We start from the raw sequence: 23,837 nt of genomic DNA, 5'->3' as shown, positions 1-23,837 counted from the left end.
GGTTTAATTGTAATTAGGAAAACAAAGATAAAATTTAATATTGTGAACGAAAGAATTTTTCTAAAATTAGTTGTGATTATTTTACAGAAACCTAATTTTTAAAGGCCTAAAAAAAGAAAAATTCAAAACACTATTAGGAATTATTTTTTATAATATTTCACAATTCCATTCAATATCACCATCGAAAGGATAACTCCCGCACCAATATAAAACGCTAAACTCATTCTTTCTTTTTCATTAAAAATAAGAACTGCTAGTATAACCCCGTAAATAGGCTCTAAATTTATAGTTAGCATTACCGTGTATGGACTTAAAAACTTCATGACCTTTACGGATGCAATAAAAGCATAAGCGGTGCAAATTGAACTTAACAAAATTAAGTACATCCAATCGGAAGCTTTTATAGTAAAAAAAGCCTTATCAAAACTATTGGTTACCAATAAATAAATTGAAATAAATAAAACACCTGCAAAAATTTCATAAAAAGAAATTATTGAGGGATTATAAATTTTGGCATACTTACTATTTGCAACAGAAAAAAGAGCGGATAAAAATGCAGAGCTTAAGGCATAAAGAATTCCATCTATATAATTTCCTTCCACTCTAAATATGATTCCTAATCCGAAAATAACGATTAATCCGAAGAGAACTTCATATTTAATGATTTTTCTTCCATGTAATAAGGGGTCTAAAAAAGAGGTGAAAAAGGCACCTGCTGAAAGACAAGCTAGAGTCACAGATACATTGGAAACTTTGATTGCTTTAAAAAAAGTTAACCAATGTAAAGCGATTATTAATCCTAGAAACAGAAATCCCGCAAGCGCTTTTAAAGGAACTTTGTATGAAAATTTTTTAAAAGAAATATAAAGTACTATAAAAACAGATGCAATTAACATTCTATACCAAACTAGCGGTATGGCATCAAGCGAAATTAAAGCCCCTAAAACAGCGGTGAACCCCCAAATAAATACAATTAAATGGAGATGAAGATAACTTTTTAGATTATCGCTTTGCATTTCGCAAAAGATATATTGCTAAAGATCCAAAAACAATATTTGGAATCCAAACGGCTACAATTGGAGGCATCGTAGATGATTCTGCCATAACTCCAAAAATTTTCTCAAAAAACACAAAAGAAAAAGATAAAAGAATGCCTATTGCCAAATTCAATCCCATACCGCCTCGTCGCTTCATTGAAGAAACTGCTACAGCAATTATTGTTAAAATAAAGGCTGAAACGGGTACGCTGTACTTTTTGTATAAAACGGTTAGATAAACATTAATGTTTGCATTGCCTCTACTTTTTTCTCTATCAATAAACTTAATTAAATCAAAAAGGCTTAACGTTTCAGCTACATAAACGGTAGGTGTTAAATCGTCAAGTTCAAAATTAAACTTCTTTACTTTTTGATCGGCTTGCTCAATAAAATCATCGAGTTTTCCGACTGTTCTTTTGGTATAACCAAAAAGAGTATACGTTTTATCTTTAGGGTTCCATTTTATTCTATTGGCAGTAATTTTATAATCTAATTTATCTCCTTTGAATTTTTCGAGAGAGAAATTGAAAGCAGTTTTTGATATCGAATTAAAATTACTTACATATATAAATTCATCGTCGCTAATTTGTCTAAACACATCTGACAGTTGCCTCATTTCAGCTTGTCCGTTACCTATAAGATAGGTGTACCTAAAATTTTTAAACCCTTCACTAGCTTTTGGGACTAAAAAAAAGCCCATTAATAACGAAACTAATGAAACAAAAGTAGCTCCAATGATATAAGGCCTTAGAAAACGTGTAAATGAAATCCCTGAACTTAGAATTGCAATAATCTCAGTATTGTTTGCTAATTTTGAGGTAAACCAAATTATTGATAAAAACAAAAAAATAGGAAAAAGAATATTGGCAAAATAAACTATAAAATCTATATAATAACTAACAACTTCTTTTAAAGGCACTTTGTGCTCTATCATTTTATTGATCTTTTCAGAAACATCAATAATAATTCCTATAGGAATAAATAACAATAACATAACCGAAAAAGTAGCTAAGTATCTTTTAAGAATATATTTATCTATTATTGTAAGCATTTTTTTTAAATTTTTGTTGGGTGTTGATAAAAACATTAATCCCCGTGCTCTTTACAATCTTTGGCTCATATTTTTAACCATCATTTCTTTCCAAACTCTGAAATCTCCTGCTAATATATGCTTTCTAGCTTCACGAACCAACCACATATAAAACCCAAGATTGTGAATGGTAGCAATTTGTTTTCCCAAATATTCATTGGCAGCAAATAAATGCCTTAAATAGGCTTTTGTATACTCGGTATCAACGAAAGTCATTCCCATTTCATCTAACGGAGAAAAGTCATCTTCCCATTTTTTATTTTTAATATTTATGGTTCCGTTTGCAGTAAATAGCATTCCGTTTCTTGCGTTACGGGTTGGCATTACACAATCGAACATATCTATACCTAGAGCAATATTTTCTAAAATATTTATTGGCGTTCCAACACCCATAAGATATCTCGGTTTGTCTTCAGGTAAAATATCACAAACAATTTCGGTCATGGCATACATTTCTTCAGCAGGCTCCCCTACGGATAATCCACCAATAGCATTTCCCTGTTGACCCGAATTTGCAATGTATTCAGCCGATTGCATTCTTAAATCTTTATAGGTACTCCCTTGTACAATTGGGAAAAAAGTTTGGTCGAAACCATACTTTGTAGGCACTTTCTCTAAATGATTGATACAACGGTCTAACCAACGGTGCGTCATCTTCATCGAGCGTTGCGCATATCTATAATCGCAAGGATACGGGGTGCACTCATCAAAAGCCATGATGATATCGGCACCGATCGTACGCTGAATTTCCATTACATTTTCAGGTGTGAAAAAATGATATGAACCGTCTATGTGTGATTTAAACTTTACGCCCTCTTCTTTAATTTTTCTATTTGCCGAAAGTGAATATACTTGATAACCACCAGAATCAGTCAGAATATTTCTATCCCAATTCATGAATTTATGCAAGCCTCCTGCTTTTTCCAAAATTTGTGTTTGGGGTCTTAAATACAAATGATAGGTGTTTCCGAGAATAATATCTGGGTTTATCTCATCTTTTAATTCTCGTTGATGCACCCCTTTTACAGAAGCAACTGTCCCTACAGGCATAAAAATTGGAGTTTCAATTACACCGTGCTCAGTAGTAATACTTCCAGCTCTAGCTTTTGTTTGCGGGTCTTTTTGTAATAAATCAAACTTCATATAATTATTTTCAGTCGGCAAAGATAAAAGATTTAGAACTTAGGATTTAAGATTTAGGATTTTATTTAATAGACAATAGTTACTCTTATGATAACTATTGCAAAAATCATTTGTCTTACGGCAAAATAAAAATTACTTTTGCGACAGTTTAACTTTAACATACAAAATGAAGCCTAACATACAACAATTAAACGATTTAACGATTCAAGTAAGAAGAGACATTCTTAGAATGGTTCACGCGGTAAATTCTGGACATCCTGGAGGCTCTCTTGGTTGTACCGAGTTTTTAATAGCCTTATACCAAAATCTAATGGATAGAAAAGAAGGTTTTGATATGGACGGAATTGGGGAGGATCTATTCTTCCTTTCAAACGGTCATATTTCGCCTGTTTTCTATAGTGTCTTAGCAAGAAGTGGTTATTTTCCAATTGAGGAATTGGCTACTTTTCGACTTATTAATACAAGACTCCAAGGGCATCCAACAACTCATGATGGTTTACCAGGAGTGAGAATAGCTTCAGGTTCATTAGGACAAGGACTCTCCGTAGCAATTGGAGCTGCTCAAGCAAAAAAATTAAATGAAGACAATCACATCATCTATACCCTTCACGGCGATGGCGAATTGCAAGAAGGTCAAAACTGGGAAGCCATTATGTATGCTTCAGCAAAAAAGGTAGACAATCTTATTGCCACAGTTGATCTTAATGGAAAACAAATAGACGGAACTACTGATGAAGTATTGGCAATGGGAAGTATCCGTGCTAAATTTGAGGCTTTTGATTGGGATGTTTTGGAAATAAAAGAAGGAAACAATCTAGAAGCTATTATTGCTGGGATGACCGATGCAAAATCCAGAACTGGAAAAGGAAAACCAGTTTGTGTTTTATTGCATACTGAAATGGGTAATGGTGTAGACTATATGATGTATAGTCATGCTTGGCATGGTAAAGCACCAAATGATGCACAATTAGAAAATGCTTTAGGCCAAAATTATAATACTGGAGGAAATAGAGACTACTAGAATTAATATTGTAGGTTACCATTTTCTCAAAGGAGGATTTTTAATCTTTCCATTTTTAAATCATTCAATTTTAAATTAAGTAATGAAAAAATATACAAATACAGGAAGTAAAGATACCCGTTCTGGTTTTGGAGCTGGAATGACCGAGTTGGGTCAAAAAAATGAAAATGTAGTAGCACTTTGTGCTGACTTAATAGGTTCCTTAAAATTTGATGAATTCAAGAAAAATCATCCTGAACGTTTTTTTCAAATAGGAATAGCCGAGGCCAACATGATTGGAATTGCAGCTGGTTTAACCATTGGCGGAAAAATTCCTTTTACTGGAACATTTGCTAACTTTTCTACAGGAAGAGTTTACGATCAAATTCGTCAATCAGTTGCTTATTCCGATAAAAACGTAAAAATCTGTGCTTCACATGCAGGTTTAACTTTAGGAGAAGACGGTGCAACACATCAAATATTAGAAGATATTGGATTAATGAAAATGCTGCCAGGAATGACCGTAATTAACACTTGCGATTACAATCAAACTAAAGCAGCTACACTAGCAATTGCTGACCATCACGGTCCAGTTTACTTGCGTTTTGGACGTCCGGTTGTTGCTAACTTTACACCAGCAGATGAGCCTTTCGAAATAGGGAAAGCCATTCTTTTAAACGAAGGTTCAGATGTAACCATTGTTGCAACAGGACATTTAGTTTGGGAAGCATTAATTGCTGCAGAAGCATTAGAAGCTAAAGGAATTTCAGCAGAAGTGATCAATATTCACACTATTAAGCCTTTGGACGAAGCTGCCATTTTAAAATCATTAGCCAAAACAAAATGTATCGTTACTGCCGAAGAACACAATATCCTTGGCGGATTGGGAGAAAGCATTTCTAGAGTATTAGCCTTGAATAATCCAGCGCCACAAGAGTTTGTTGCCGTTCAGGATAGTTTTGGCGAAAGCGGAACACCCGAACAATTAATGGAAAAATACAAACTAAACAATCAAGCTATTGTTGCGGCAGTAGAAAGAGTGATAAAAAGAAAGTAATCTTCTTTGCATTGTATAAGAAATCCCATCTCGATAACAAGATGGGATTTTTTTATTTTATTAATACTATCAATGTATTGTTAATGGCAAGAAGAATCTAAATGTTTTTTCTTTCCATTTCCTGAATTTCCACAAGTAGGAATCAAATCAAAAGAATAAGCTAAACCAGTTATCGGGTCTTTAATTTCATTTTTCGTTAAATACCCATCTCCATCGTCATCAATATCTAAATAGTTTGACCTCCCGTCGCCGTCAGTATCAAGATTGGTAAAATTACCATTTTCATCTACAACATTTTCATCTATCGAAAGGACTCCGTCTTGGTCTTGATCGCCTCGTTTTAAATCATACAACTTAAAAGTAAATACTAAAGGAGCGTAAGAAGGGATTCTAGAACCCAATGGAGGACTATTGAAATACGCTAATCCCGAAGGAAGAAACATAACTCCTGCGCCAAAGTTCGTAAACGAAGCAGGATTTGGACTTGGAGTTGCATCATATATTCCAGTCTTAAATTTTGGAAAAATCTCTCCCCAACCTCGAATGGTTCGGTCTAAACCTAACATTGATTGCGGAAATACAACAGTTTCAAAAAATGTTGCCGTTATAGTCGTTACTGATTCTTCACTTTTACTACTCAAGTAAAATCCACTGTAAGCTGTTAAAACCTCATCAACCCTTATAGGTTGTTTGCCTGATTCGTTATCTGCTCTTAATTTTAAATAATAAATTTTATAAGTAATGTCATGAAGTAGTACCTCTTTCGTCAATAGCTTTGGATAACTATCACTATTCAAAAAGTCAAAAATAGATTTTTGTTCCCCAACATCAGGAATTTTCGCGAAAGTTATATCTTCATCCGCAAAATCTGGATTGCTAATATCATTTACAATGTAATACGATTTCAGATATCCTTCAATTGTAGCTAGGTCAGTATCGTATTGCACATTAAAAGCTCTTACTGGAACAGGTTCTGGAGTATCGTCGTTTTTGTTGCAAGAAAAAAGCAATGCAGCGAAAGAAATTACAACAAAATAAAACTTAAATTTGTTCATTTATTAGATGATTTTTGTGGGCGCAAGATACAATTTTGATTTACTTTTGTGAATAATTTAACGCCGATTTTAGAAAAATATGAGAGTAGATAAATTTTTATGGTGCGTACGGTATTATAAAACTAGAAATATGGTTACCGAAGCCTGTAAAAAAAACCATATTACAGTAAACGGACAACTGGCAAAACCTTCAAAAGAAGTCTTTCCATCTGATACTATTACCTTTAGAAAAGACCAAATCACTCAAATTATAACAGTGCTCGACATTCCTGAAAGTCGTGTTGGCGCAAAATTAGTTGACATTTACAGAAAAAACGAAACTCCTGCCGAAGTATACCAACATTTAGAATTATTAAAATTGTCAAAAGAACATTACAGAAAAACGGGAGACGGGAGACCTACTAAAAAAGACCGAAGAGATCTTGACGATTTTGGAAATGAGCTTTAAAAACCATTCTGAAATTAAACTAAACTACTATGGACTAAAAGTCCATAGATTTGGTTTTGCAGACTGAAAGTCTGTTAAGCTAAAGCATATAATTTAATTCGTGAAATTTCACCGCAGATTCACAAATTTTAAAAATGATTTGAAAATCTGTGAATCTGTGGTAAAAAAAACATTTTTAGAAGCTATAGCTAAATGCACTAAAGTGCATAGTTTTAACTATTTTTGTGACCTGTAAAATAAAAAAAATGAGTCAAAATATCATCCTAAACAACCTTGAAATAGATCATAAAATAAAGCGGATCGCCTATCAAATCTACGAAACTTTTGTTGATGAAGATACCATTGTGATAGCTGGAATTACAAGAAATGGATATGTTTTTGCCGAAAAGATTGCACAGGCTTTAGAATCCATCTCAACACTAAAAGTAATATTGTGCGAAGTTTATATCGATAAACTAAATCCTACTGCTCCTATTACAACCTCTATACCAAAAGAAGATTATCAAAATAAAGGGCTTGTTCTTGTAGATGATGTTTTAAGTTCGGGAACAACACTCGTTTATGGCGTAAAACACTTTTTAGAAGTGCCACTTAAGAAATTTAAAACAGCCGTTTTAGTAGATAGAAATCACAAAAAATATCCAGTTAAGGCCGATTTTAAAGGAATTTCATTGAGCACGTCGTTACAGGAACATGTTCAGGTTGTTTTTGAAAAGGACAACAGTTATGCGTATTTAAATTAAGACAGCTCTTATTTCCGAAACTGTTTCCGCAGGCGATTTATTATCTGTAGTAAAAATATATTTTGCTTGATTGTAATAAAAACTGCGTTCAAAAAGATGCTTTGCAATAAACTCTTTCATTTCTTCTTCATTTTTTGAGGCTATTAAAGGTCTATTGGCTTTTTGAAACTGCAATCTTCTGTATAAATTTTCAATAGAAGCTTTCAAATAAATGGTCGTAATCGTGTCTGCTTGCAGCAATTCTAGATTATTAGCAAAACAAGGCGTGCCACCTCCTAGACTTATAATCAAATTTTGATTTAATTGGAGTGTTTTCTTTAAAATCTCGTGTTCCTTTTTCCTAAAATAGACTTCTCCCTTTTGCTCAAAAATAGAAGAAACCGATGAATCTAGCTCTTTTTCAATCAATTCATCCAGATCTAGATACTCAAAACCGATACTTTTTGACAATAATTTTGCAATTGTAGACTTCCCAGAACCCATATAACCAATCAAAATTATTTTCTTCATAGCAATAAAACCTTATAAACAAAGACATTAACAATAAATAGTAAAAAAAGGCAAATTTAAAATAAAATAGCTTTGAAAAATAAATAATAACGCCTTATATTTGCACCCGCATTGAAGAAATGTTAATGACTCGATAGCTCAGTTGGTAGAGCACATCACTTTTAATGATGGGGTCCTGGGTTCGAGCCCCAGTCGGGTCACAAATTTTCACATAATCTTCATGCTACGACTCGATAGCTCAGTTGGTAGAGCACATCACTTTTAATGATGGGGTCCTGGGTTCGAGCCCCAGTCGGGTCACTAAAGTCGTTCGTTTAAGCGAATGGCTTTTTTTGTTTTAGGCCACGTGGAGAAACGGTAGACTTGCCAGCTTGAGGGGCTGGTGCTCGCAAGGGCGTGCGGGTTCAAATCCCGCCGTGGTCACAGAATAAAGCCATTTATAAGGCTTTGCAAGGTTTTTAGTTCCATTACTAAACTAATTAAAAAAAGGCGTTCCGTTGTGGTTCGCCTTTGTTGTTTTAATTTACCAATCTGATTTTGTTTTTTTCTTGATTTTGAATAATTCAACTAAGTGTGGATTCAGTTGTTCGGTTAAATTAGAATTTCTGAATGAACCATCTTTTTTAATTAATAATATCAATTTTATTCAATTAACAATAATGTTCTATTTGTCAACTCCGTTTTATATTTAAGTAAATCATCAATATGTTCTAAATTATACTCATTGTCTCCAATAAAAATTTTCATTTTAGCACCATTAAAAACTAATTTACAAATGACTTTTTTTGAATTATCATCAATACTGATATTAAAAAAACCTTTAAAATCTCTGTAACTTACCCTTTCTTTTGGAATTTTTTTGTTTTGAATAAGCAATGTTCTTATTGTATGATATGCCTGAATTTCTAATTCTGTTGTAATAACTCCCTGAGAATTTGATAACGATTCTAGTTGAACTTTTTTATCATACAAGCATTTTAAAAAAGACGAATTGACAAGATTAATCATTTTGCCGATGTTTTCCTCATTAAATTTTGTTGCAAAAGTCATATTTCTATGAATTATTTTTAGTAAATCTTTTGAGGGAGCAACTAATTCTTTAAAAAAAGCATTTTCGAAACTTTCAACAAAAACTACTTCTTGAGCAGTTTTAACTATGTCAATTACTTTAATATACCTTTTATCAAATTTAATCAATGATTCAATATCATTTTCACTATAATTGATAATGTTAAATGTGTAAAATGGTTTATTATCAATTATGTTAGGCTCAACAACATCTGAATAAAATCTATATTCAATACCGTTTGTTAGAATTGCGATTTTAGAATTTTTTGTATTATTAAAATATCCGTTTAATTGTCCGGCCTCTTTATCAGTAAGTTTACTACTGTATTTTTTGGCTTCAACAAGAATAGTATCTTTTTTATTTAACAAGATTGCATAATCAATTTTTTGGCTTATTCTATCTCCAAAATCTGCATTATACTCAGGAATTAAATCGTTTGAAACATAATTAAGCATTAAGAAAAATGGTTCAATTAAAAACTTTCTAGTTTGTGCTTCATTCGTACATAATTCTATTGCATCATTAATTTTAAAATTATCAAGTGCTTTTTTTAATTGACTTATAGCTTGTTTTGGTATATTGACTTCCATAAAAATATTTAAAATATTAAATTAACAATTACCAAATCTAACCAATCCAAATGAATTAAAATTAGTGTTTCCCGTAAATGTTAAAAATTTATTGCTTTTGACAATTTGAACAAAAAAAGGCGTTACTTAATTGTTACGCCTTTTAATTGTTTAAGAAATTTGGATTAATTGTAAAATGGACCCCATTTACTCATTAAAAATATGATTATTAAAATAATGCCCCAAATAATAATCCTTCTTTTTTTAGTTGACTTCTTTTTTTCAATTATTTTATTTGATTCAGTTTCTTTAATATCAATAAAATCCTCTTCAGAATAAGTTATTCCTTTTGAGAGAATTTCTAAAATTTTACCAATATGTTCGTTTGCATTAGTTACCTCATGTGATTTATCAAAAGAACCAATTTTTCTTCTTATTTCTACTGTAATTTCTGTTCTATTTTCGTTTACAGATGATAAATTAATATCAATATAAACACCAAAACTTAAAAATTCTGTTGCCTCAAAAGTTGATTGATTAAAAACCTCATTACTTTTAGTAAACTTGTAAGTTTTGGAAAGTTTACTTATTCTATCAACTCCAATTTTTACCTTTTCAATTGGGAAATCTACTGTAATAGTTTTTTTGGGATTTGGTATAACTCCTATCATGATTTTATTTTTAAATTAATAATACCCAAATCTAACCAATCCAAATGAATTAAAATTACGGCTTCTCGTAAATATAAAATTTTATTGCTTTTGATTTATGTAAAAAAGAAACTCCTTTATTTTATTAGACCCATTAGTGGTTGTGCAACTATTTCCTTTTCAATTTTTGTAAGTGTTTCTCTAGCGGTGAGCAATTTTTTTTATGATATCGCTGTAAATTTCTATTCCGTTTAAAGTGATGCATTTATTCGTTTACGTATACCTTTTTAGTAAATAGCAATCCGTTTTTTCTTCCTTTGACTATTGTGATTCCTTTTGGTTCTGACATTATTTGTCCTAATATGTTATAATATAGAATGTCTGTAAAAGTTTCGTTTATTTCAAATTCAGAAGTGGATAATTTAGGTTCAATGTATAAATCTTTAATGATATTGTCGGCAATTATTTTATGCATAAATGTATTAGGATGAATTTCAATAGCGTCTAGATAAGATACGGCATCTGGTATAGAAGATAAGGAATCCCAATGGTCAAAATACTGAATTCCGTAACCGTCTAATTTTAATTTTAATAAATCAGCAAAGGCATTGTATCGTTCTAAAGTTGCTTTATTAGGCACATATAATCGATTAATAGTTGTGTAGTCAATTCCTTTAGATGTTATAAAATATCTAACATTAAATTTAATTCTGTCTTTTGGCCAACCAGCATTAATAATTCCCTGAACAACATAATCTACAGCTTTTCCATAGTTTTCTATAGTATAATCAGGATAAAATAACCCAACATCATTTGTCAAAAAGGATATAAATAGTAACCCGTCTTTTTTAGAGTCGTAAATTGGAGTGTTTGGAAATGTTGCCCAATATTCCATATTATTAGCCGCTAATTTATTTATAGGCTCTTGTTTCATCATTGTAGTTCCTGAAACTGCCTTATTCATTGTAATAGCTCCATAATGATAGCTTACATAAGCCGGATAAGAAAGCCCTCCTATGTCTTGTCCCATTGTTATGCTGTCGCCAAAATACCAAATCCGCTTCCCTTTTAAAGAAGAAAAATCATTTTGTGCAAAAGTTGAAATTGATACTAAAATAAAGAGTAATTTTTTCATTTTTTTTAGGTTTTAATTAAGAATGATCAAATTAAATCCTATAAAAATCAATTACTTTACGGCTTTCCGTATACGAGTTAATTAATTTGCTTTTAAATAAATTATATTGCTTTTGACTTATGCAAAAAAGAAACTTCCTTATTTATAACACCCAAAAAATTCAATAATTGCACCCAATGGGTTTTCTTGTTTAGTAATTGTTTATTCGCCTTGTGTAAAAAATTACGTTTAGAATCTAACAAAAGATACTGCTCCTAGTTGTTTTTAAATTATTTTACTTATTCTATCGTTAAACAAAAAAATATTGCTACTTTTGTTTAATAAATATTTAAAAAACATGAACAACGTTAAAAATGTTTTTAGCATTAAGGATTTAGAAAACCTTTCTGGTATTAAAGCACATACCATTCGAATCTGGGAAAAGAGATACAACGTTCTGGAACCCATGCGTACCGATACCAATATTAGATACTATGATTTAGCGGGTTTGCAAAAGCTGTTAAACATAGTCTTGTTGCACAATCATGGCTACAAAATATCAAAAATATCAAAATACCCACCGGAAACTATACCTGCTTTAGTAAGGGAAATTGTTTCTGAAAAAAGTGCAAAGAATCATGCTATAAATGCATTTAAAATGGCAATGATGAATTTTGATCAGGCATTATTTTTTAATACTTACAATACTTTGCTTTCTAAAAAATCATTCCGCGAAGTGTTTTACGAAGTGTTTATTCCGCTTATGAGTGAAATTGGATTGTTGTGGCAGTCTGATACTATAACTCCAGCACATGAGCATTTCATCACGTATTTAATTAAACAAAAAGTACTAATAAACACAGAGAAATTACAAACTTCTGAGCCGGTAAATACTGATAAAGTTTTTGTTTTGTACCTCCCATCGAATGAAATTCACGAATTGGGATTGATGTATCTGAATTATGAAGTTAATTTTCATGGCTATAAATCTATTTATCTTGGCGAAAGTGTGCCTATTGATAGCCTGAAAGACCTTAAAAACTACTTTGACAAAATTGTATACATTTCGTATTTAACTGTTGAACCAAATAAAGACGAAGTAAATGATTATGTCAAAAAAATAAATTCAGAAATAATCGACGAAAATTCAGAATTATGGATAATTGGCAGAATGGTTGAATTTATTGACACGAATAATTTAAAACCCAACAATAAAATTCATCATTCCATTTCTGAATTGGTAAATAATTTATAAAATTGACTACAAATAATTATTATTGTTTAGCTTTTTATTACCTTTGTTAGACAATATGAAAAAAGATATAAAAATAATTGGTTCTGGTTTTTCGGCACTTTCTGCTGCTTGTTACCTTGCAAAAAAAGGGCATCGAGTAACGGTTTATGAAAAAAACGATTCTATTGGCGGTAGAGCACGCCAACTTAAACGAGATGGTTTTACTTTTGATATGGGGCCTAGCTGGTATTGGATGCCCGATGTATTCGAACGCTTTTTTGGGGATTTTGACAAAAAAACTTCCGATTATTACCAACTCATAAAACTGTCACCTGCCTACAGAGTTTATTATGGAATAAATGACTTTATAGCCATCGCCGATAATTTACCAGAAATTATAACCACTTTCGAAGCCATCGAAAAAGGTAGTGGAAAAATTCTACAAGAATTCATGAACGAAGCCAAAAGCAATTATGATATTGCCATAAAAGATTTGGTTTACAGACCTGGTGTTTCTCCGTTAGAATTGATTACTCTAGAAACTGCCAAGAAAGTAAATCAGTTTTTTAGCAACATTAGCAGAGATATTCGTAAAAAATTCAAAAACATTCGATTAATTCAAATTTTAGAATTTCCGGTATTATTTCTTGGAGCTAAACCTTCAGATACGCCTTCCTTTTATAGTTTTATGAATTTTGCTGATTTTGGACTGGGAACTTGGCATCCAAAAACAGGCATGTATGATGTAGTTTTAGCCATGGAAAAATTAGCTAAAGAACTAGGCGTAACTTTTCATGTAAATGCAAATATTGAAAAAATATTTGTTGAAAATAAAAAAGCAGTAGCATTGGTGGTTAATGGAGAAACGCTGAAAGCAGATGTCATTTTGAGCGGCGCCGATTACCATCACACCGAAACTTTATTAGACCAAGAACATCGTGCGTATTCTGAAAAATATTGGGAAAGTCGAGTTTTTGCTCCTTCCTCTTTATTATTCTATGTAGGTTTCGACAAAAAAATAGAAAACATCTCGCATCATGCCTTGTTTTTTGATGTCGACTTTAATCAACATGCCATAGATATTTACGATAAACCTAAATGGCCTAACGAACCTTTGTTCTATGCTAATTTCCCATCCATTACTGATGAAACAGCAGCGCCAAAAGGAATGGAAACGGGTTTTTTCCTAATACCATTAGCACCAGGAATAGAAGACTCTGAAGAATTGCGTGAAGCTTATTTTGAAAAAATTATTGACCGTTTTGAAAAATTAACACAACAAAAAGTAAAAAATAATATTATCTTTAAGCAGTCTTTTTGTAAAAATGATTTTGTTTCTGAATACAACTCCTATAAAGGAAATGCTTACGGAATGGCGAATACATTGTTGCAAACGGCTTTTTTAAGACCTAAATTGAAAAGCAAAAAAGTAGAAAATTTATATTTTACCGGACAGCTTACGGTTCCTGGACCCGGGGTTCCTCCAGCATTAATCTCTGGAAAATTAGTAGCCGAATTAATAGAAAAAAACATTTAATACTATGAAATCGCTATTTGATAAAATTTCATTTGAATGTAGTAGGAATGTAACTCAATCCTATAGCACTTCTTTTTCTTCTGCGGTAAAAATGTTGGCACCAAGTATTCGACAAGATATTTATAATATTTATGGTTTTGTTCGTTTTGCAGATGAAATAGTTGATAGTTTTCATGAGTATAACAAAGAAGAATTGTTTGCGCTTTTTGAGACAAATTTAGAACTGGCCTTAAAGCACAAAATTAGTTTAAATCCTATTTTGAACTCTTTTCAGCATACTGTCTCTAAATATAATATTCCAAATGAATTGATTGATGCTTTCATGAAAAGCATGAAACTCGATTTAACAAAAACCGAATATAATAGTCAAGAAGAATATAACGAATACATTTTTGGATCAGCAGATGTAGTAGGTTTAATGTGTTTGAAAGTTTTTGTAAAGGGCGATGAAGCCAAATATGAAGAATTAAAAAACTCTGCCATGCGACTGGGATCCGCTTTTCAGAAAGTCAATTTTCTTAGGGATTTGAAAGCCGATTTTGAAGGTTTGAATAGAACCTATTTTCCAAATACTGATTTGAATAAATTAGACGAAGTTTCTAAATTAAAAATTGTAGAAGAAATTGAAGCCGATTTTAAAGCGGGTTATGAAGGAATTGTAGATTTACCATTAGAAGCTAAATTTGGTGTTTACACCGCCTATTGCTATTATAAAAAATTGCTTTCCAAATTAAAAAAAACGCCTTCATCTGAAATAAAAAACTCTCGAATTAGGGTTTCTGATTATCAAAAATACGGGCTTTTTGCCAAATGTTATTTATCTTATAAATTAAATATAATTTAAATTTAATACATCATGTGGTTGAATATTTTTGTTTTTTTTGTGACTTTTATCTTCATGGAGTTTATGGCTTGGTTCAGTCATAAATACATTATGCATGGTTTTTTATGGTCATTACACGCGGATCATCATAAAAAAGATCATGATTCTTGGTTTGAAAGAAATGACGCTTTTTTTATTTTTTATGCTATGGTTAGTATTGGATGTTTCTTGCTGTGGCAGAACAACATTTTAAAAATAGGATTGGCTTTAGGACTAGGAATTTTTGCTTACGGATTGGCTTATTTTATCGTTCATGATATCTTTATTCATCAACGTTTTAAATTGTTCCGAAATGCTAATAGCGCTTATGGTAAAGCCGTCAGAAGAGCTCACAAAATGCATCACAAACACGTTGGCAAAGAAGATGGAGAATGTTTTGGGATGTTATTTGTTCCTTTTAAATATTTTAAGAAGTAATTTCATTTTAAAGCCTTTGGCATAATTTACTTTATATTAATCGGTTCTCGATACATTTTTTGTTCCGTTTTACTGCACTAAAACATTCGAACTAACGGTTGTAAAAGCTATTATATAAAAAAAGCGTTCCGATTTACTAAATCAGGACGCTTTTTTAGTAGAATTAACCTCTTAAAACTATTTTTTTAACATTTCCTGCAAGGGTTTTAGTTGTTCTAAATCAATATTAGCACTTTGCAAAACCGACATCATGGTCATGATACTTGTTGGATTCATGTCTTTTCCTAAAATTCGGATCACAGCAAATCCGTTTTCTTTTTTATTGGCAAATAGGACAAACTCTTCAATATGATTGTCTGAACCCACAAAATTTACAGAAGCACCTTCTTTGCCTGAATCAAATTTCATTAATTGTTGGTACTTTTTGTCTTTTAAAATAGTGTCTACTTTAGCTCGTTCTATTTCAAATTGTGCTTTGTTAGTGTCATTTAATTTAAATGCTAGAATATTCATTTTATCAAACGATTGCAAGGCTTGGTTTTGCTCTGCTGATAATTTTGTTTTATCAATATTCAAAATACTTGGCGATACATCTAGTGCAATAAAATTTTTGTTTTCTGTGTTTTCTACAAAGTATTTCTGTAAACTAGGTTCCGAATTGCAGCTTATAAAAAACAAACTGCTAAGCGCTAGAAAATTATAAATCAGTCGCATGCTACTTTTTGCCTTTTGTTGCTTTCTTCAAATCGTCGCCGCCAGGAATTCTCATTTTATCCGTAAGAACTGAAATTTCATTCAAATCGAAATCACCAGTCAATGACATTAAGACCGTATCATCATTCTTAGCACCTTCAATAAACATGAGTAATTCTTTAACTTGGGAATCATTTGTACCTGACTTCACAAGAATCTTAATATTTCTTCCGTTTTCATTTACACGCATCAATTCTTCTAAACCTGATGATTTTATGTATTTGTCGGTAGCAACTTTCATTTCGTTTTCTACTCTTGTGCTTTTTGTAGTAAACACTTTTAAATTGTCTAATTTTTTTATCAAGTTGAGATATTGCTGCGCTTGTTTGTCGGTGGCATCCATTTTTACTTTGCTCATCAATTCAAACATTTTTTTGTTCACTATAATTGATGTTACATCATCTTGACCATCAAATTTATCGAAAGCCGACTGTCCGAAAAAAGTATTAGAAACTAATACTACTACAACTGTAATTATAAATTTTTTCATTTTTTTTTATTTATTATGGTTTAAAAATTAAATTTTTGGAATTCTGATATTCTTCAACATAGTGTACACTTTCTATGCCAACGTTTACATGATTTGACAATAAGGCTAATGCTTTTTGGGTTTCCTTAAAAGCAATTTCAGGATTATCATAAGTGCCTAAATCTTGATTCTGACTGGTATTAGTATTCAGATATACATACATTCCTATTCCTAGCATAACAACAACCGAAGCTGCAATTGACAACCAATTTAGATTCTGTTTTTTAGATTTTAATGGTATTAGATGATTAAATTCTTGTTGTTTGGCTTGAGTAAAGTAACCGAACAAAGATTTGTATTGTTCTAAATGGGGCAAAACATTTGGTGAAGAAAAGTATTTTTTTAACTCATTCTCTTCAGCAATACTCGTATCGCCTTGAAAGTATTTTTCTAAAAGTGTTTCTATTTTACTGAACTCCATAACTGTGTGTTTTTATCATAAATTCTCGTATTGTTTTTCGTGCTCTTGAAAGTGCTACTCGAATAGCAGTTTCATTCATTACTAAAATTTTGGCAATTTCCTCAAATTCATATTGCTCAATGTCTCTCAGTTGAATAATTAATCGTTGTTGTTCAGGCAATTGGTCAATTATTTTTTCCACCCAATTTAAACTATCCCTATCCTCTACTTTTTTATCTAATCTAGGTTCACTGTCTGCAAAATTAGTATGAACAATTTTAAGATTCCCTGCCCTTTTTGATTTTAACTGATCTAAACAATAATTTTTAGTGATGGTCATTGCAAAAGCTTCAACACTCGTATACTTGTTTAAACTTTCGTCTTTACTCCATAATTTAACCAAAACTTCCTGAGTGGCATCTTCTGCTTCTTCAGTACTTATGAGCAATCGCTTCGCTAGCCTAAAAACTTTGTCTTTGAATGGAGCAATTAGCAACACAAACTCGTTTTGGTTCATAAAAAAAATAATAACTAGTTATACAATCAAGACGAGCATTAATACTATTTGTTACAAAGTATTGAAAATAAAACTAAAGTTAGTATTTTTACGTTGATTATGTATCAACCTTTTTTTATGAAAACACTTTCAAAATTTTCAATTCTATTAGTACTACTATTTTCAATTTTTCAGAGTTGTGAAGATTTTGATGATGTTTCTACTCCAAGCAATATAAAAGTAAATGATTTTATTTGGAAAGGATTGAATTTATACTATTTGTGGCAAGCCGATGTTCCTAATTTATCCGATTCAAAATTTAAAAATCAAAAAGATTTGAATTCATTTCTTTATGGCTATTCTAGTCCCGAAGATTTATTTCAAGACTTATTAAACAAACCAAAAAGTAAATTTCCCGAAGGAGAGGCAATAGATCGATTTAGCATTATTACTTCTGATTATTCGTTATTAGAAGGAGTGCTTTCTGGAACCACTAAAAACAACGGTGTTTCATATAGTTTGAAGTATAAAAACAACACAGAAAATGCTGTTATAGGCTTTGTTGAATATGTATTGCCCAATTCAGATGCTGCAAGCAAAGACATTCGCCGTGGTGATATTTTTTATGCCATTGATGGAGTTCCGCTTTTTAGAGACCGAATTAACACAAAAAATGGTAATTTATCACTTTTAAATAATTCAGAAACCTATACTTTAAATCTTGCTGATTTTGATAACGGAAATTTTACGCCAAACAACCGCTCCGTCACATTAACAAAAACCGTTTTATCTGAAAATCCTGTTTATATTAATAAAGTAATTGAAAGCGGTAGTAATAAGATTGGCTATTTAATGTATAATGGTTTTTATCCAGCTTACGAGTCTCAATTGAACAACGCTTTTGGAGAACTAAAGTCTCAAGGAATAACTGATTTTGTTCTAGACTTACGTTACAATTCGGGTGGTTCAATTGCAACTGCTACACGATTGGCTAGTATGATTACGGGACAATTTACAGGACAGATTTTTGCTAAACAACAATGGAATGCTAAAGCAGAAGCCTATTTTGCCAATAACAACTCTTCCAATTTATTAAACCTTTTTACGGATAAAATTAATAATGGGGCTACTATAAATAGTTTAAATCTGACTAAAATTTATATTTTAACTTCTAAAAACACAGCATCAGCTAGTGAATTGGTCATTAATGGATTAAAACCATATATAAATGTGATTCAAATTGGGGATTATACTACTGGAAAAAATGTAGGTTCTATTACTTTATACGATTCTCCAACGTTTGCAAAAAAAGATGTAAATACTTCACATCGTTATGCCATGCAACCCTTAGTTTTAAAAATTGTAAATAAAGTTGGTTTTGGTGATTATAATAAAGATGGCTTAAAACCAAATACTGAATTAAAAGAAGATTTTACTAAATTGGGTGTTTTAGGAGATGCTAGCGATCCCCTATTAAATGTCGCTATTTCACAAATTAAAGGTTCAGGAAGAGGAACTCCGCAAAATCCGAAAATGATTTTTGAAAATGTTATTGACAGCTATCCTTTGAATAGAATGAAAAGTGAAATGTATGTTGATTTGCCTTAAAAACAAGTTTGAAAAATAGTGTTTAATAAAAAAATGGCTTTCACAAAACGAAAGCCATTTTTATTTAAATACTAGTTAAAATAGAATCCAGCAGGAACTACTCCAACTGTTTTAGAAATTTCTAAATTTCCAGTTGAAGAATACACATAAATTTTTCCATCTGAACTATAATCTACAGCATCTCCAATATAAATTTTTTCATTTTGAACTTCAAAACTATACACACCATAAACCCCTTGTGCAGTAGTTGAAAACAAAGCAGTAGTTGGCAAAGTTGAAGTATTTACTAATGTTTTAAAAACATCAGAATCAACTGTATAAAACAAATCACTGTTTGAAATTTCTAAATTAGATGGATGGGATGTTAAAGCAAAATCTATTGTGCCTGAAACAGTATCATTTGATAAATTGATTTTTGATAATTTACCCGCAGTTTCGCTACCTGTCCAACTCGGCTTCCCTCCGCTTAAAACGTATAAAGTTTCTCCTGAAATCTCTAAAGAATTTGGTGCATCACCAACACTTAGAGATGAAATACCATTAGTAGATAAATTAATAATGGAAACCGTTGATCCAACTCCTAAACCACCAAGATGCGCCACGTACAATTTACCGTTAGCAATTGCCATTTGCTCAGGTCCCTCCATAACAGGAATTGGAGCTGATAATGTGTTGTTTGATAAGTTTATTACAGCAATATAGTCATCGCTAGTACTACTCCCATTTCCCCAATTTGAAACATACCCTTTGCCATTATAAAACACAATATATCTTGGATTTGACAAACCTGTTGAAATTGTTGCAACATGTGCCATCGTATATCTATTTACAATTTCAATTTTATTGGAACCATTCATAACAATATACGCAAATTCATTATAAAAACCAACATCTTGACCCGTATCACCTAATATAATTGTAGGATTTACCAATGCAAAAATATTATTTTGAAATGTGTTTGAATCAACTGAGAGGTAGGATAGTGAAGCATTTCCCTTGCCAAATCCTCCTTGATTTAAAATCAAAACGCCATTATCATAAGCCCCAATTGGTGTTTCAACAATTGTATCATCATCGTCACTACACGATGTAAAAAAAACAACACTAAATAGAGCACCAAAAACTAATTTTTTAAGATTCATGATTATTATAGATTAAAGTTAAAATTCACAGTATAATTCCTTCCTGGCAAAGGGCGCTGCTCCACATTTTGATATTTCTCATTAAAAATATTTTGCACCTGAAATCCTAGTTTGCATGACTTCAAAAATTGATATTCAATTCCTGAATTCACAACTGTATATTCTTTTAGTTTGTATTTGTTATCAAACGAGGTAAAAACCTGACCATTAAATAAATAATTAAAATAAAAAGTTATTTTTCTATACGAATAAGCGGCATTAGAAGTCAATTTGTGATAAGGAACATAAATCAATTGCTTTTTGGTCATTTCATTTTCTGAAATGGTATATCCATAATTGGCAACAAATTGTATGGCTTGATTTTTACTAATTTGCTTGTCATACCTTAGATGTGTTTCTACACCGTACGTTTTTACTTTATTGGTATTTATAGGTTGCCAAAGACCAGAATCATTTGGTTTCCAACTTATCATATCGGTAATTTTATTGAAGAAACCTGAAATTGAAAAAACAAGATTATTAACTGTAATCTCTTGAATTAAATCTAATTGATAGGCGCTTTCGGGTTTTAAGTTTTCATTTCCACCGGCTTGATAATACAAATCATTAAAAGTTGGAATTCTGAAATTTTTTGAAAAATTAAACTTTGAAGTATATATTTTCGAAACTTTATAATTTGCACCAAAAGCATATAAAACTGGACTTTTATAATTGGATGTAATTTCATTTCTAAAATTCAATTCGTATAAAAAAGCATCTGTTAATTGATGTTTCATCAGAAAGATTCCAGATACAATTTGGCGCTTATTTTCTTTCAAATCTGATCCAAAACCAATAGTTCGGGTATAATCTATAAGTGTATTAAAATTAATTTTTTTGTTTAATTGGTATGAAAAGTCATATTTAGCAATAGCTGTTTCCGATTTTCCGTAACTAAAATTGTTTAAATCTTTGTCTTCAAAATAGTTGTACTCCTCGGTTAAATATGCCAATCGAACATTCGAAATCGTGTTTTTATAAAAATTAGAAAACTCTATTAAACTTCTAGTATTAAAATCCTGATACTTGCTTTTAGAACCTGCAGCAAGAGTGCCGGAAAAATGTCTTTCACCATCAAAAATCTGATTATAGAATTTTATAAAATTGGTAGCATTTAATTTATATCCAAAATTAAAATTAGTACTTGTGTTGTAAAATTGACCATTCTCATTTTTCTTATTCGTGCCTAAATAATCAAAATCATTGTCAGAGCTATTTCTAGAAACTGAAAATTGTGAACTTAACTTTTTTGTAGAAGCTTTAAATAAATAATCTAGATTTTGTGTATTGAAACTACCGTATCGTAACAGTAAATTATTTGAAAATTCATTTTCGAAATTCAAATCGTTATTCAAATGAATGCTTCCGCCAATGGCACTAGAGCCATAAATCGAGCTTCCGCCTCCAGCACGAATGGTTATAGAATTGTAATTTGAACTGTTTATAGTATTAAAATCAGTTAGTCCGTTAAGTTGTGAATTGATATTAATTCCGTTCCAAACAACAGCTGTTTGTTGGGCAGTTGTTCCTCTAAAAGAAGGAGAAGAAACCATTCCTAAGCCGTTTTCTTTGAAGTAAATGGTAGAATTAAAGTTTAAAAGTGAGGTCAATGAAGACCTGTTTTTGAAAATAACAGAATCATTGATTTTTAAAATCGATTTAGAGTTCGAAAACTTTTTTAATTGGCTATCGGTAACATTTACTTCTTTTAAAACAATAGAATCAGTTTGCCCCAAAATAAATTGGCACATAAATAACAAGAGCAACATCAACTGTTTTCTTAAAGTCATAATTTCAGAATCTTTTTTCCCGAAGATTCGATATTCGTTAAAAAAAAAGGCAGGTCTCCTGGCTTGCGTCTTGTTGTTGACCTTCTCATTCCGAATTAAGGATTAAAGATTTTTTGGATTAAGGATTTTTAAATCCTAATTCCCAAATCAGTAATTCCTAATTTGAACAATGGTTTTGTAGATAACAACAAGCTTAATAGCTTACAGTTGCGGGAACAGCCTAGGTTTTGAACCTAATTCCCTTTTAATGTGATTTTCATATAAACGAAAACCACAACCTTAATTCAAGTGCAAATATAGTTTTATCCTTTGAATAAAAATAAAATTTGAATTTTAAATGCGATTAGATATACCTTTGTGTTTTTGAAATTAATCCAATGAAATTATATTTTTTAAAAATTACACTTTTCCTATTTTCAATTTTATTCATTGGATGCAAACAAAATAGCGAATTTGTTTCAACTCATAAAAAGTCTAAATCAGAGAATACCATTCAGTATGCAACGGGGCTTTCTATTATAAATCACAAAGGATTTTCAATTGTAATTGTTTCAAATCCTTGGCCTAAAGCAACCAAAAAATTCACTTACATTCTAAAAGAAAAAAACGGAATTGTCCCTGATAGTTTGCAACAATTTACCACTATTCAAGTTCCTATTCAATCAATTGTAGTAACCTCAACCACGCATATTCCCTCTTTAGAAATGCTAGGTGTTGAAAATTCGCTAATTGGTTTTCCCAACCTCAACTATATTTCTTCTGATAAAGTTAGAACTCAAATTGAAAAAGGAAAAATTAAAGAATTAGGCAATAATTCCTCATTAAATACAGAAAAGCTGATTGATTTACAGCCCAATATAATTGTAGGTTACGGCTTAGACAACAATAATCCTACGTTAGATAACTTGCAAAAAAGCGGATTAAAAGTAATCTTAAACGGCGATTGGAACGAAACAACTCCGTTAGGAAAAGCAGAATGGATTAAACTATTTGGCGCCTTGTATTGCAAACAAGCTGAGTCAAACAAAATCTTCGCTTCTATCGAAAAAGAGTATTTAGCAGCAACTTTTATAGCAAAAAAAGCAAAATACAAACCATCTCTTTTAGCTGGAGATATTTTTGAAGGCAAATGGTATTTACCAAGTGGCACGAGCTGGGGAAGCTTCCTTTTTAAAGAGGCAAATGCCAATTATATATGGCAAGAAACTACTGGCACAGGTAGCCTATCCTTATCTTTTGAAACGGTATTTGAAAAAGCAAAAAATGCTGATTTTTGGATAACTTCGGGGCAATTCTCAACTTTAAAAGCTATGTCCGGTGCCAATCCGCATTACAATCAATTTAAGGCTTTTCAAAATAAAAAAGTATATTCGTTTTGTGGTAAAAAAGGAAAAACTGGTGGCGTTTTATATTATGAATTGGGTCCGAACCGACCTGACATTGTTTTGAAAGACTTGGTGAAAATTTTACACCCTGAATTATTAATAGGCTATGAGCCTTTCTTTTTTAAAAAATTGAACTGAT

General features: G+C 31.3%; 24 protein-coding genes, 3 tRNA genes and 1 riboswitch. Of the genes, 13 read left to right on the top strand and 14 right to left on the bottom strand.

From position 1 onward, the window contains the following. Nucleotides 1–140 precede the first annotated feature (140 nt). Genes F6464_RS08965 through tgt form a run of 3 tightly spaced genes read right to left on the bottom strand, consistent with a single transcriptional unit; the run spans nucleotide 141 to nucleotide 3,270 of the window. Nucleotides 141–1,016: a DMT family transporter gene (locus tag F6464_RS08965; protein ID WP_151107461.1), complete on the bottom strand. Its 876-nt coding sequence runs from the start codon at nucleotides 1,014–1,016 to the stop codon at nucleotides 141–143. After that, nucleotides 1,003–2,088: an LptF/LptG family permease gene (locus F6464_RS08960; protein WP_151107460.1), complete on the bottom strand. Its 1,086-nt coding sequence runs from the start codon at nucleotides 2,086–2,088 to the stop codon at nucleotides 1,003–1,005. The genes F6464_RS08965 and F6464_RS08960 overlap by 14 nt, the downstream gene beginning before the upstream one ends. Nucleotides 2,089–2,139: 51 nt before the next feature. Next, nucleotides 2,140–3,270, bottom strand: coding sequence for a tRNA guanosine(34) transglycosylase Tgt (tgt, locus tag F6464_RS08955; RefSeq protein WP_151107459.1), 1,131 nt, complete (start codon nucleotides 3,268–3,270; stop codon nucleotides 2,140–2,142). 166 nt (nucleotides 3,271–3,436) lie between these two features. Here tgt and F6464_RS08950 point away from each other — a divergent pair, with 166 nt between their 5' ends. Then, nucleotides 3,437–4,291: a transketolase gene (locus F6464_RS08950; RefSeq protein ID WP_151107458.1), complete on the top strand. Its 855-nt coding sequence runs from the start codon at nucleotides 3,437–3,439 to the stop codon at nucleotides 4,289–4,291. 82 nt (nucleotides 4,292–4,373) lie between these two features. Beyond that, the gene (locus F6464_RS08945) at nucleotides 4,374–5,327 is read left to right on the top strand and encodes a transketolase family protein (protein WP_151107457.1); all 954 of its coding nucleotides are present in this window, start codon (nucleotides 4,374–4,376) and stop codon (nucleotides 5,325–5,327) included. An 80-nt stretch (nucleotides 5,328–5,407) separates the two neighbouring features. On the opposite strand, the gene F6464_RS08940 is transcribed toward F6464_RS08945, so the two are convergent. After that, on the bottom strand, nucleotides 5,408–6,382 hold the full coding sequence (locus F6464_RS08940; RefSeq protein WP_151107456.1) for an FKBP-type peptidyl-prolyl cis-trans isomerase: 975 nt from the start codon (nucleotides 6,380–6,382) through the stop codon (nucleotides 5,408–5,410). 79 nt (nucleotides 6,383–6,461) lie between these two features. Here F6464_RS08940 and F6464_RS08935 point away from each other — a divergent pair, with 79 nt between their 5' ends. Together F6464_RS08935 and F6464_RS08930 are read left to right on the top strand one after the other, a co-directional pair. Then, a complete protein-coding gene (locus tag F6464_RS08935; protein ID WP_151107455.1) occupies nucleotides 6,462–6,830 on the top strand; it encodes an RNA-binding S4 domain-containing protein in 369 nt (122 codons plus the stop codon). A 245-nt stretch (nucleotides 6,831–7,075) separates the two neighbouring features. Next, entirely contained in the window at nucleotides 7,076–7,573 is a 498-nt protein-coding gene (locus tag F6464_RS08930) for a phosphoribosyltransferase family protein (protein ID WP_151107454.1), read from the top strand. On the opposite strand, the gene F6464_RS08925 is transcribed toward F6464_RS08930, so the two are convergent. Further along, on the bottom strand, nucleotides 7,565–8,083 hold the full coding sequence (locus tag F6464_RS08925; RefSeq protein WP_151107453.1) for a shikimate kinase: 519 nt from the start codon (nucleotides 8,081–8,083) through the stop codon (nucleotides 7,565–7,567). The genes F6464_RS08930 and F6464_RS08925 overlap by 9 nt on opposite strands. A gap of 127 nt (nucleotides 8,084–8,210) precedes the next feature. Here F6464_RS08925 and F6464_RS08920 point away from each other — a divergent pair. The 3 genes from F6464_RS08920 (at nucleotide 8,211) to F6464_RS08910 (ending at nucleotide 8,506) form a co-directional block, all read left to right on the top strand. Continuing rightward, nucleotides 8,211–8,283 (top strand) — tRNA-Lys (locus tag F6464_RS08920). A 27-nt stretch (nucleotides 8,284–8,310) separates the two neighbouring features. Beyond that, nucleotides 8,311–8,383 (top strand) — tRNA-Lys (locus tag F6464_RS08915). A gap of 40 nt (nucleotides 8,384–8,423) precedes the next feature. Further along, nucleotides 8,424–8,506 (top strand) — tRNA-Leu (locus tag F6464_RS08910). A 219-nt stretch (nucleotides 8,507–8,725) separates the two neighbouring features. Here the strand turns inward: F6464_RS08910 and F6464_RS08905 are convergent. The 3 genes from F6464_RS08905 to F6464_RS08895 form a co-directional block, all read right to left on the bottom strand. Further along, entirely contained in the window at nucleotides 8,726–9,742 is a 1,017-nt protein-coding gene (locus F6464_RS08905; protein WP_151107452.1) for a type I restriction enzyme HsdR N-terminal domain-containing protein, read from the bottom strand. Nucleotides 9,743–9,906: 164 nt separating this feature from the next. Next, the gene (locus F6464_RS08900; RefSeq protein WP_151107451.1) at nucleotides 9,907–10,392 is read right to left on the bottom strand and encodes a hypothetical protein; all 486 of its coding nucleotides are present in this window, start codon (nucleotides 10,390–10,392) and stop codon (nucleotides 9,907–9,909) included. Nucleotides 10,393–10,636: 244 nt separating this feature from the next. Further along, nucleotides 10,637–11,506 (bottom strand): SGNH/GDSL hydrolase family protein, encoded by an 870-nt coding sequence (locus tag F6464_RS08895; RefSeq protein ID WP_151107450.1) that lies wholly within the window; start codon nucleotides 11,504–11,506, stop codon nucleotides 10,637–10,639. A gap of 337 nt (nucleotides 11,507–11,843) precedes the next feature. Between F6464_RS08895 and F6464_RS08890 the strand changes: the two genes are divergently transcribed. Genes F6464_RS08890 through F6464_RS08875 form a run of 4 tightly spaced genes read left to right on the top strand, consistent with a single transcriptional unit; the run spans nucleotide 11,844 to nucleotide 15,556 of the window. Continuing rightward, nucleotides 11,844–12,740, top strand: a complete 897-nt coding sequence (locus tag F6464_RS08890; protein WP_151107449.1) for a MerR family transcriptional regulator — start codon at nucleotides 11,844–11,846, stop codon at nucleotides 12,738–12,740. Between the two features lie 55 nt (nucleotides 12,741–12,795). Beyond that, nucleotides 12,796–14,256, top strand: a complete 1,461-nt coding sequence (locus tag F6464_RS08885) for a phytoene desaturase family protein (RefSeq protein WP_151107448.1) — start codon at nucleotides 12,796–12,798, stop codon at nucleotides 14,254–14,256. A 4-nt stretch (nucleotides 14,257–14,260) separates the two neighbouring features. After that, entirely contained in the window at nucleotides 14,261–15,100 is an 840-nt protein-coding gene (locus F6464_RS08880; protein WP_151107447.1) for a phytoene/squalene synthase family protein, read from the top strand. A 12-nt stretch (nucleotides 15,101–15,112) separates the two neighbouring features. After that, nucleotides 15,113–15,556 carry a sterol desaturase family protein gene (locus tag F6464_RS08875; protein WP_151107446.1) on the top strand — a complete coding sequence of 148 codons (444 nt, stop codon included), beginning with the start codon at nucleotides 15,113–15,115 and terminating at the stop codon, nucleotides 15,554–15,556. Nucleotides 15,557–15,733: 177 nt separating this feature from the next. Here F6464_RS08875 and F6464_RS08870 read toward each other — a convergent pair whose 3' ends face one another. The 4 genes from F6464_RS08870 to F6464_RS08855 are packed head-to-tail and all read right to left on the bottom strand — an operon-like array spanning nucleotide 15,734 to nucleotide 17,755. Further along, on the bottom strand, nucleotides 15,734–16,270 hold the full coding sequence (locus F6464_RS08870; RefSeq protein WP_151107445.1) for a DUF4252 domain-containing protein: 537 nt from the start codon (nucleotides 16,268–16,270) through the stop codon (nucleotides 15,734–15,736). Between the two features lies 1 nt (nucleotide 16,271). After that, nucleotides 16,272–16,799, bottom strand: coding sequence for a DUF4252 domain-containing protein (locus tag F6464_RS08865; RefSeq protein WP_151107444.1), 528 nt, complete (start codon nucleotides 16,797–16,799; stop codon nucleotides 16,272–16,274). Between the two features lie 13 nt (nucleotides 16,800–16,812). Continuing rightward, a complete protein-coding gene (locus F6464_RS08860; RefSeq protein WP_151107443.1) occupies nucleotides 16,813–17,259 on the bottom strand; it encodes a hypothetical protein in 447 nt (148 codons plus the stop codon). Then, nucleotides 17,246–17,755 carry an RNA polymerase sigma factor gene (locus tag F6464_RS08855; RefSeq protein WP_151107442.1) on the bottom strand — a complete coding sequence of 170 codons (510 nt, stop codon included), beginning with the start codon at nucleotides 17,753–17,755 and terminating at the stop codon, nucleotides 17,246–17,248. Before F6464_RS08855 ends, F6464_RS08860 begins: the two co-directional genes overlap by 14 nt. A gap of 117 nt (nucleotides 17,756–17,872) precedes the next feature. Here F6464_RS08855 and F6464_RS08850 point away from each other — a divergent pair, with 117 nt between their 5' ends. After that, a complete protein-coding gene (locus tag F6464_RS08850; RefSeq protein ID WP_151107441.1) occupies nucleotides 17,873–19,342 on the top strand; it encodes a S41 family peptidase in 1,470 nt (489 codons plus the stop codon). 71 nt (nucleotides 19,343–19,413) lie between these two features. Here F6464_RS08850 and F6464_RS08845 read toward each other — a convergent pair whose 3' ends face one another. Next, nucleotides 19,414–20,484, bottom strand: a complete 1,071-nt coding sequence (locus F6464_RS08845; RefSeq protein WP_151107440.1) for a YncE family protein — start codon at nucleotides 20,482–20,484, stop codon at nucleotides 19,414–19,416. A 5-nt stretch (nucleotides 20,485–20,489) separates the two neighbouring features. Beyond that, nucleotides 20,490–22,313: a TonB-dependent receptor plug domain-containing protein gene (locus F6464_RS08840; protein WP_151107439.1), complete on the bottom strand. Its 1,824-nt coding sequence runs from the start codon at nucleotides 22,311–22,313 to the stop codon at nucleotides 20,490–20,492. Nucleotides 22,314–22,344: 31 nt separating this feature from the next. After that, a riboswitch (cobalamin riboswitch) is annotated at nucleotides 22,345–22,610 on the bottom strand. An 80-nt stretch (nucleotides 22,611–22,690) separates the two neighbouring features. Here F6464_RS08840 and F6464_RS08835 point away from each other — a divergent pair. Continuing rightward, nucleotides 22,691–23,836, top strand: coding sequence for an ABC transporter substrate-binding protein (locus F6464_RS08835; protein ID WP_151107438.1), 1,146 nt, complete (start codon nucleotides 22,691–22,693; stop codon nucleotides 23,834–23,836). The last annotated feature ends 1 nt before the right edge of the window (nucleotide 23,837 follow it).

Origin of the sequence: Flavobacterium luteum, assembly GCF_008806775.1 — a bacterium.
Taxonomy (GTDB): Bacteria; Bacteroidota; Bacteroidia; order Flavobacteriales; family Flavobacteriaceae; genus Flavobacterium; species Flavobacterium luteum.
Note: the sequence above shows the minus strand (reverse complement) of the source record. Positions and strands in the feature narration are given on the sequence as shown.

Coding starts and splice junctions, on each gene's coding strand:
- tgt (WP_151107459.1), bottom strand. CDS start 3,270: ATGAAGTTTGATTTATTACAAAAAGACCCGCAAACAAAAGCTAGAGCT.
- F6464_RS08860 (WP_151107443.1), bottom strand. CDS start 17,259: ATGGAGTTCAGTAAAATAGAAACACTTTTAGAAAAATACTTTCAAGGC.
- F6464_RS08845 (WP_151107440.1), bottom strand. CDS start 20,484: ATGAATCTTAAAAAATTAGTTTTTGGTGCTCTATTTAGTGTTGTTTTT.
- F6464_RS08925 (WP_151107453.1), bottom strand. CDS start 8,083: ATGAAGAAAATAATTTTGATTGGTTATATGGGTTCTGGGAAGTCTACA.
- F6464_RS08870 (WP_151107445.1), bottom strand. CDS start 16,270: ATGCGACTGATTTATAATTTTCTAGCGCTTAGCAGTTTGTTTTTTATA.
- F6464_RS08935 (WP_151107455.1), top strand. CDS start 6,462: ATGAGAGTAGATAAATTTTTATGGTGCGTACGGTATTATAAAACTAGA.
- F6464_RS08885 (WP_151107448.1), top strand. CDS start 12,796: ATGAAAAAAGATATAAAAATAATTGGTTCTGGTTTTTCGGCACTTTCT.
- F6464_RS08930 (WP_151107454.1), top strand. CDS start 7,076: ATGAGTCAAAATATCATCCTAAACAACCTTGAAATAGATCATAAAATA.
- F6464_RS08900 (WP_151107451.1), bottom strand. CDS start 10,392: ATGATAGGAGTTATACCAAATCCCAAAAAAACTATTACAGTAGATTTC.
- F6464_RS08840 (WP_151107439.1), bottom strand. CDS start 22,313: ATGACTTTAAGAAAACAGTTGATGTTGCTCTTGTTATTTATGTGCCAA.
- F6464_RS08945 (WP_151107457.1), top strand. CDS start 4,374: ATGAAAAAATATACAAATACAGGAAGTAAAGATACCCGTTCTGGTTTT.
- F6464_RS08940 (WP_151107456.1), bottom strand. CDS start 6,382: ATGAACAAATTTAAGTTTTATTTTGTTGTAATTTCTTTCGCTGCATTG.
- F6464_RS08965 (WP_151107461.1), bottom strand. CDS start 1,016: ATGCAAAGCGATAATCTAAAAAGTTATCTTCATCTCCATTTAATTGTA.
- F6464_RS08950 (WP_151107458.1), top strand. CDS start 3,437: ATGAAGCCTAACATACAACAATTAAACGATTTAACGATTCAAGTAAGA.
- F6464_RS08880 (WP_151107447.1), top strand. CDS start 14,261: ATGAAATCGCTATTTGATAAAATTTCATTTGAATGTAGTAGGAATGTA.
- F6464_RS08855 (WP_151107442.1), bottom strand. CDS start 17,755: ATGAACCAAAACGAGTTTGTGTTGCTAATTGCTCCATTCAAAGACAAA.
- F6464_RS08895 (WP_151107450.1), bottom strand. CDS start 11,506: ATGAAAAAATTACTCTTTATTTTAGTATCAATTTCAACTTTTGCACAA.
- F6464_RS08835 (WP_151107438.1), top strand. CDS start 22,691: ATGAAATTATATTTTTTAAAAATTACACTTTTCCTATTTTCAATTTTA.
- F6464_RS08960 (WP_151107460.1), bottom strand. CDS start 2,088: ATGCTTACAATAATAGATAAATATATTCTTAAAAGATACTTAGCTACT.
- F6464_RS08875 (WP_151107446.1), top strand. CDS start 15,113: ATGTGGTTGAATATTTTTGTTTTTTTTGTGACTTTTATCTTCATGGAG.
- F6464_RS08850 (WP_151107441.1), top strand. CDS start 17,873: ATGAAAACACTTTCAAAATTTTCAATTCTATTAGTACTACTATTTTCA.
- F6464_RS08890 (WP_151107449.1), top strand. CDS start 11,844: ATGAACAACGTTAAAAATGTTTTTAGCATTAAGGATTTAGAAAACCTT.
- F6464_RS08905 (WP_151107452.1), bottom strand. CDS start 9,742: ATGGAAGTCAATATACCAAAACAAGCTATAAGTCAATTAAAAAAAGCA.
- F6464_RS08865 (WP_151107444.1), bottom strand. CDS start 16,799: ATGAAAAAATTTATAATTACAGTTGTAGTAGTATTAGTTTCTAATACT.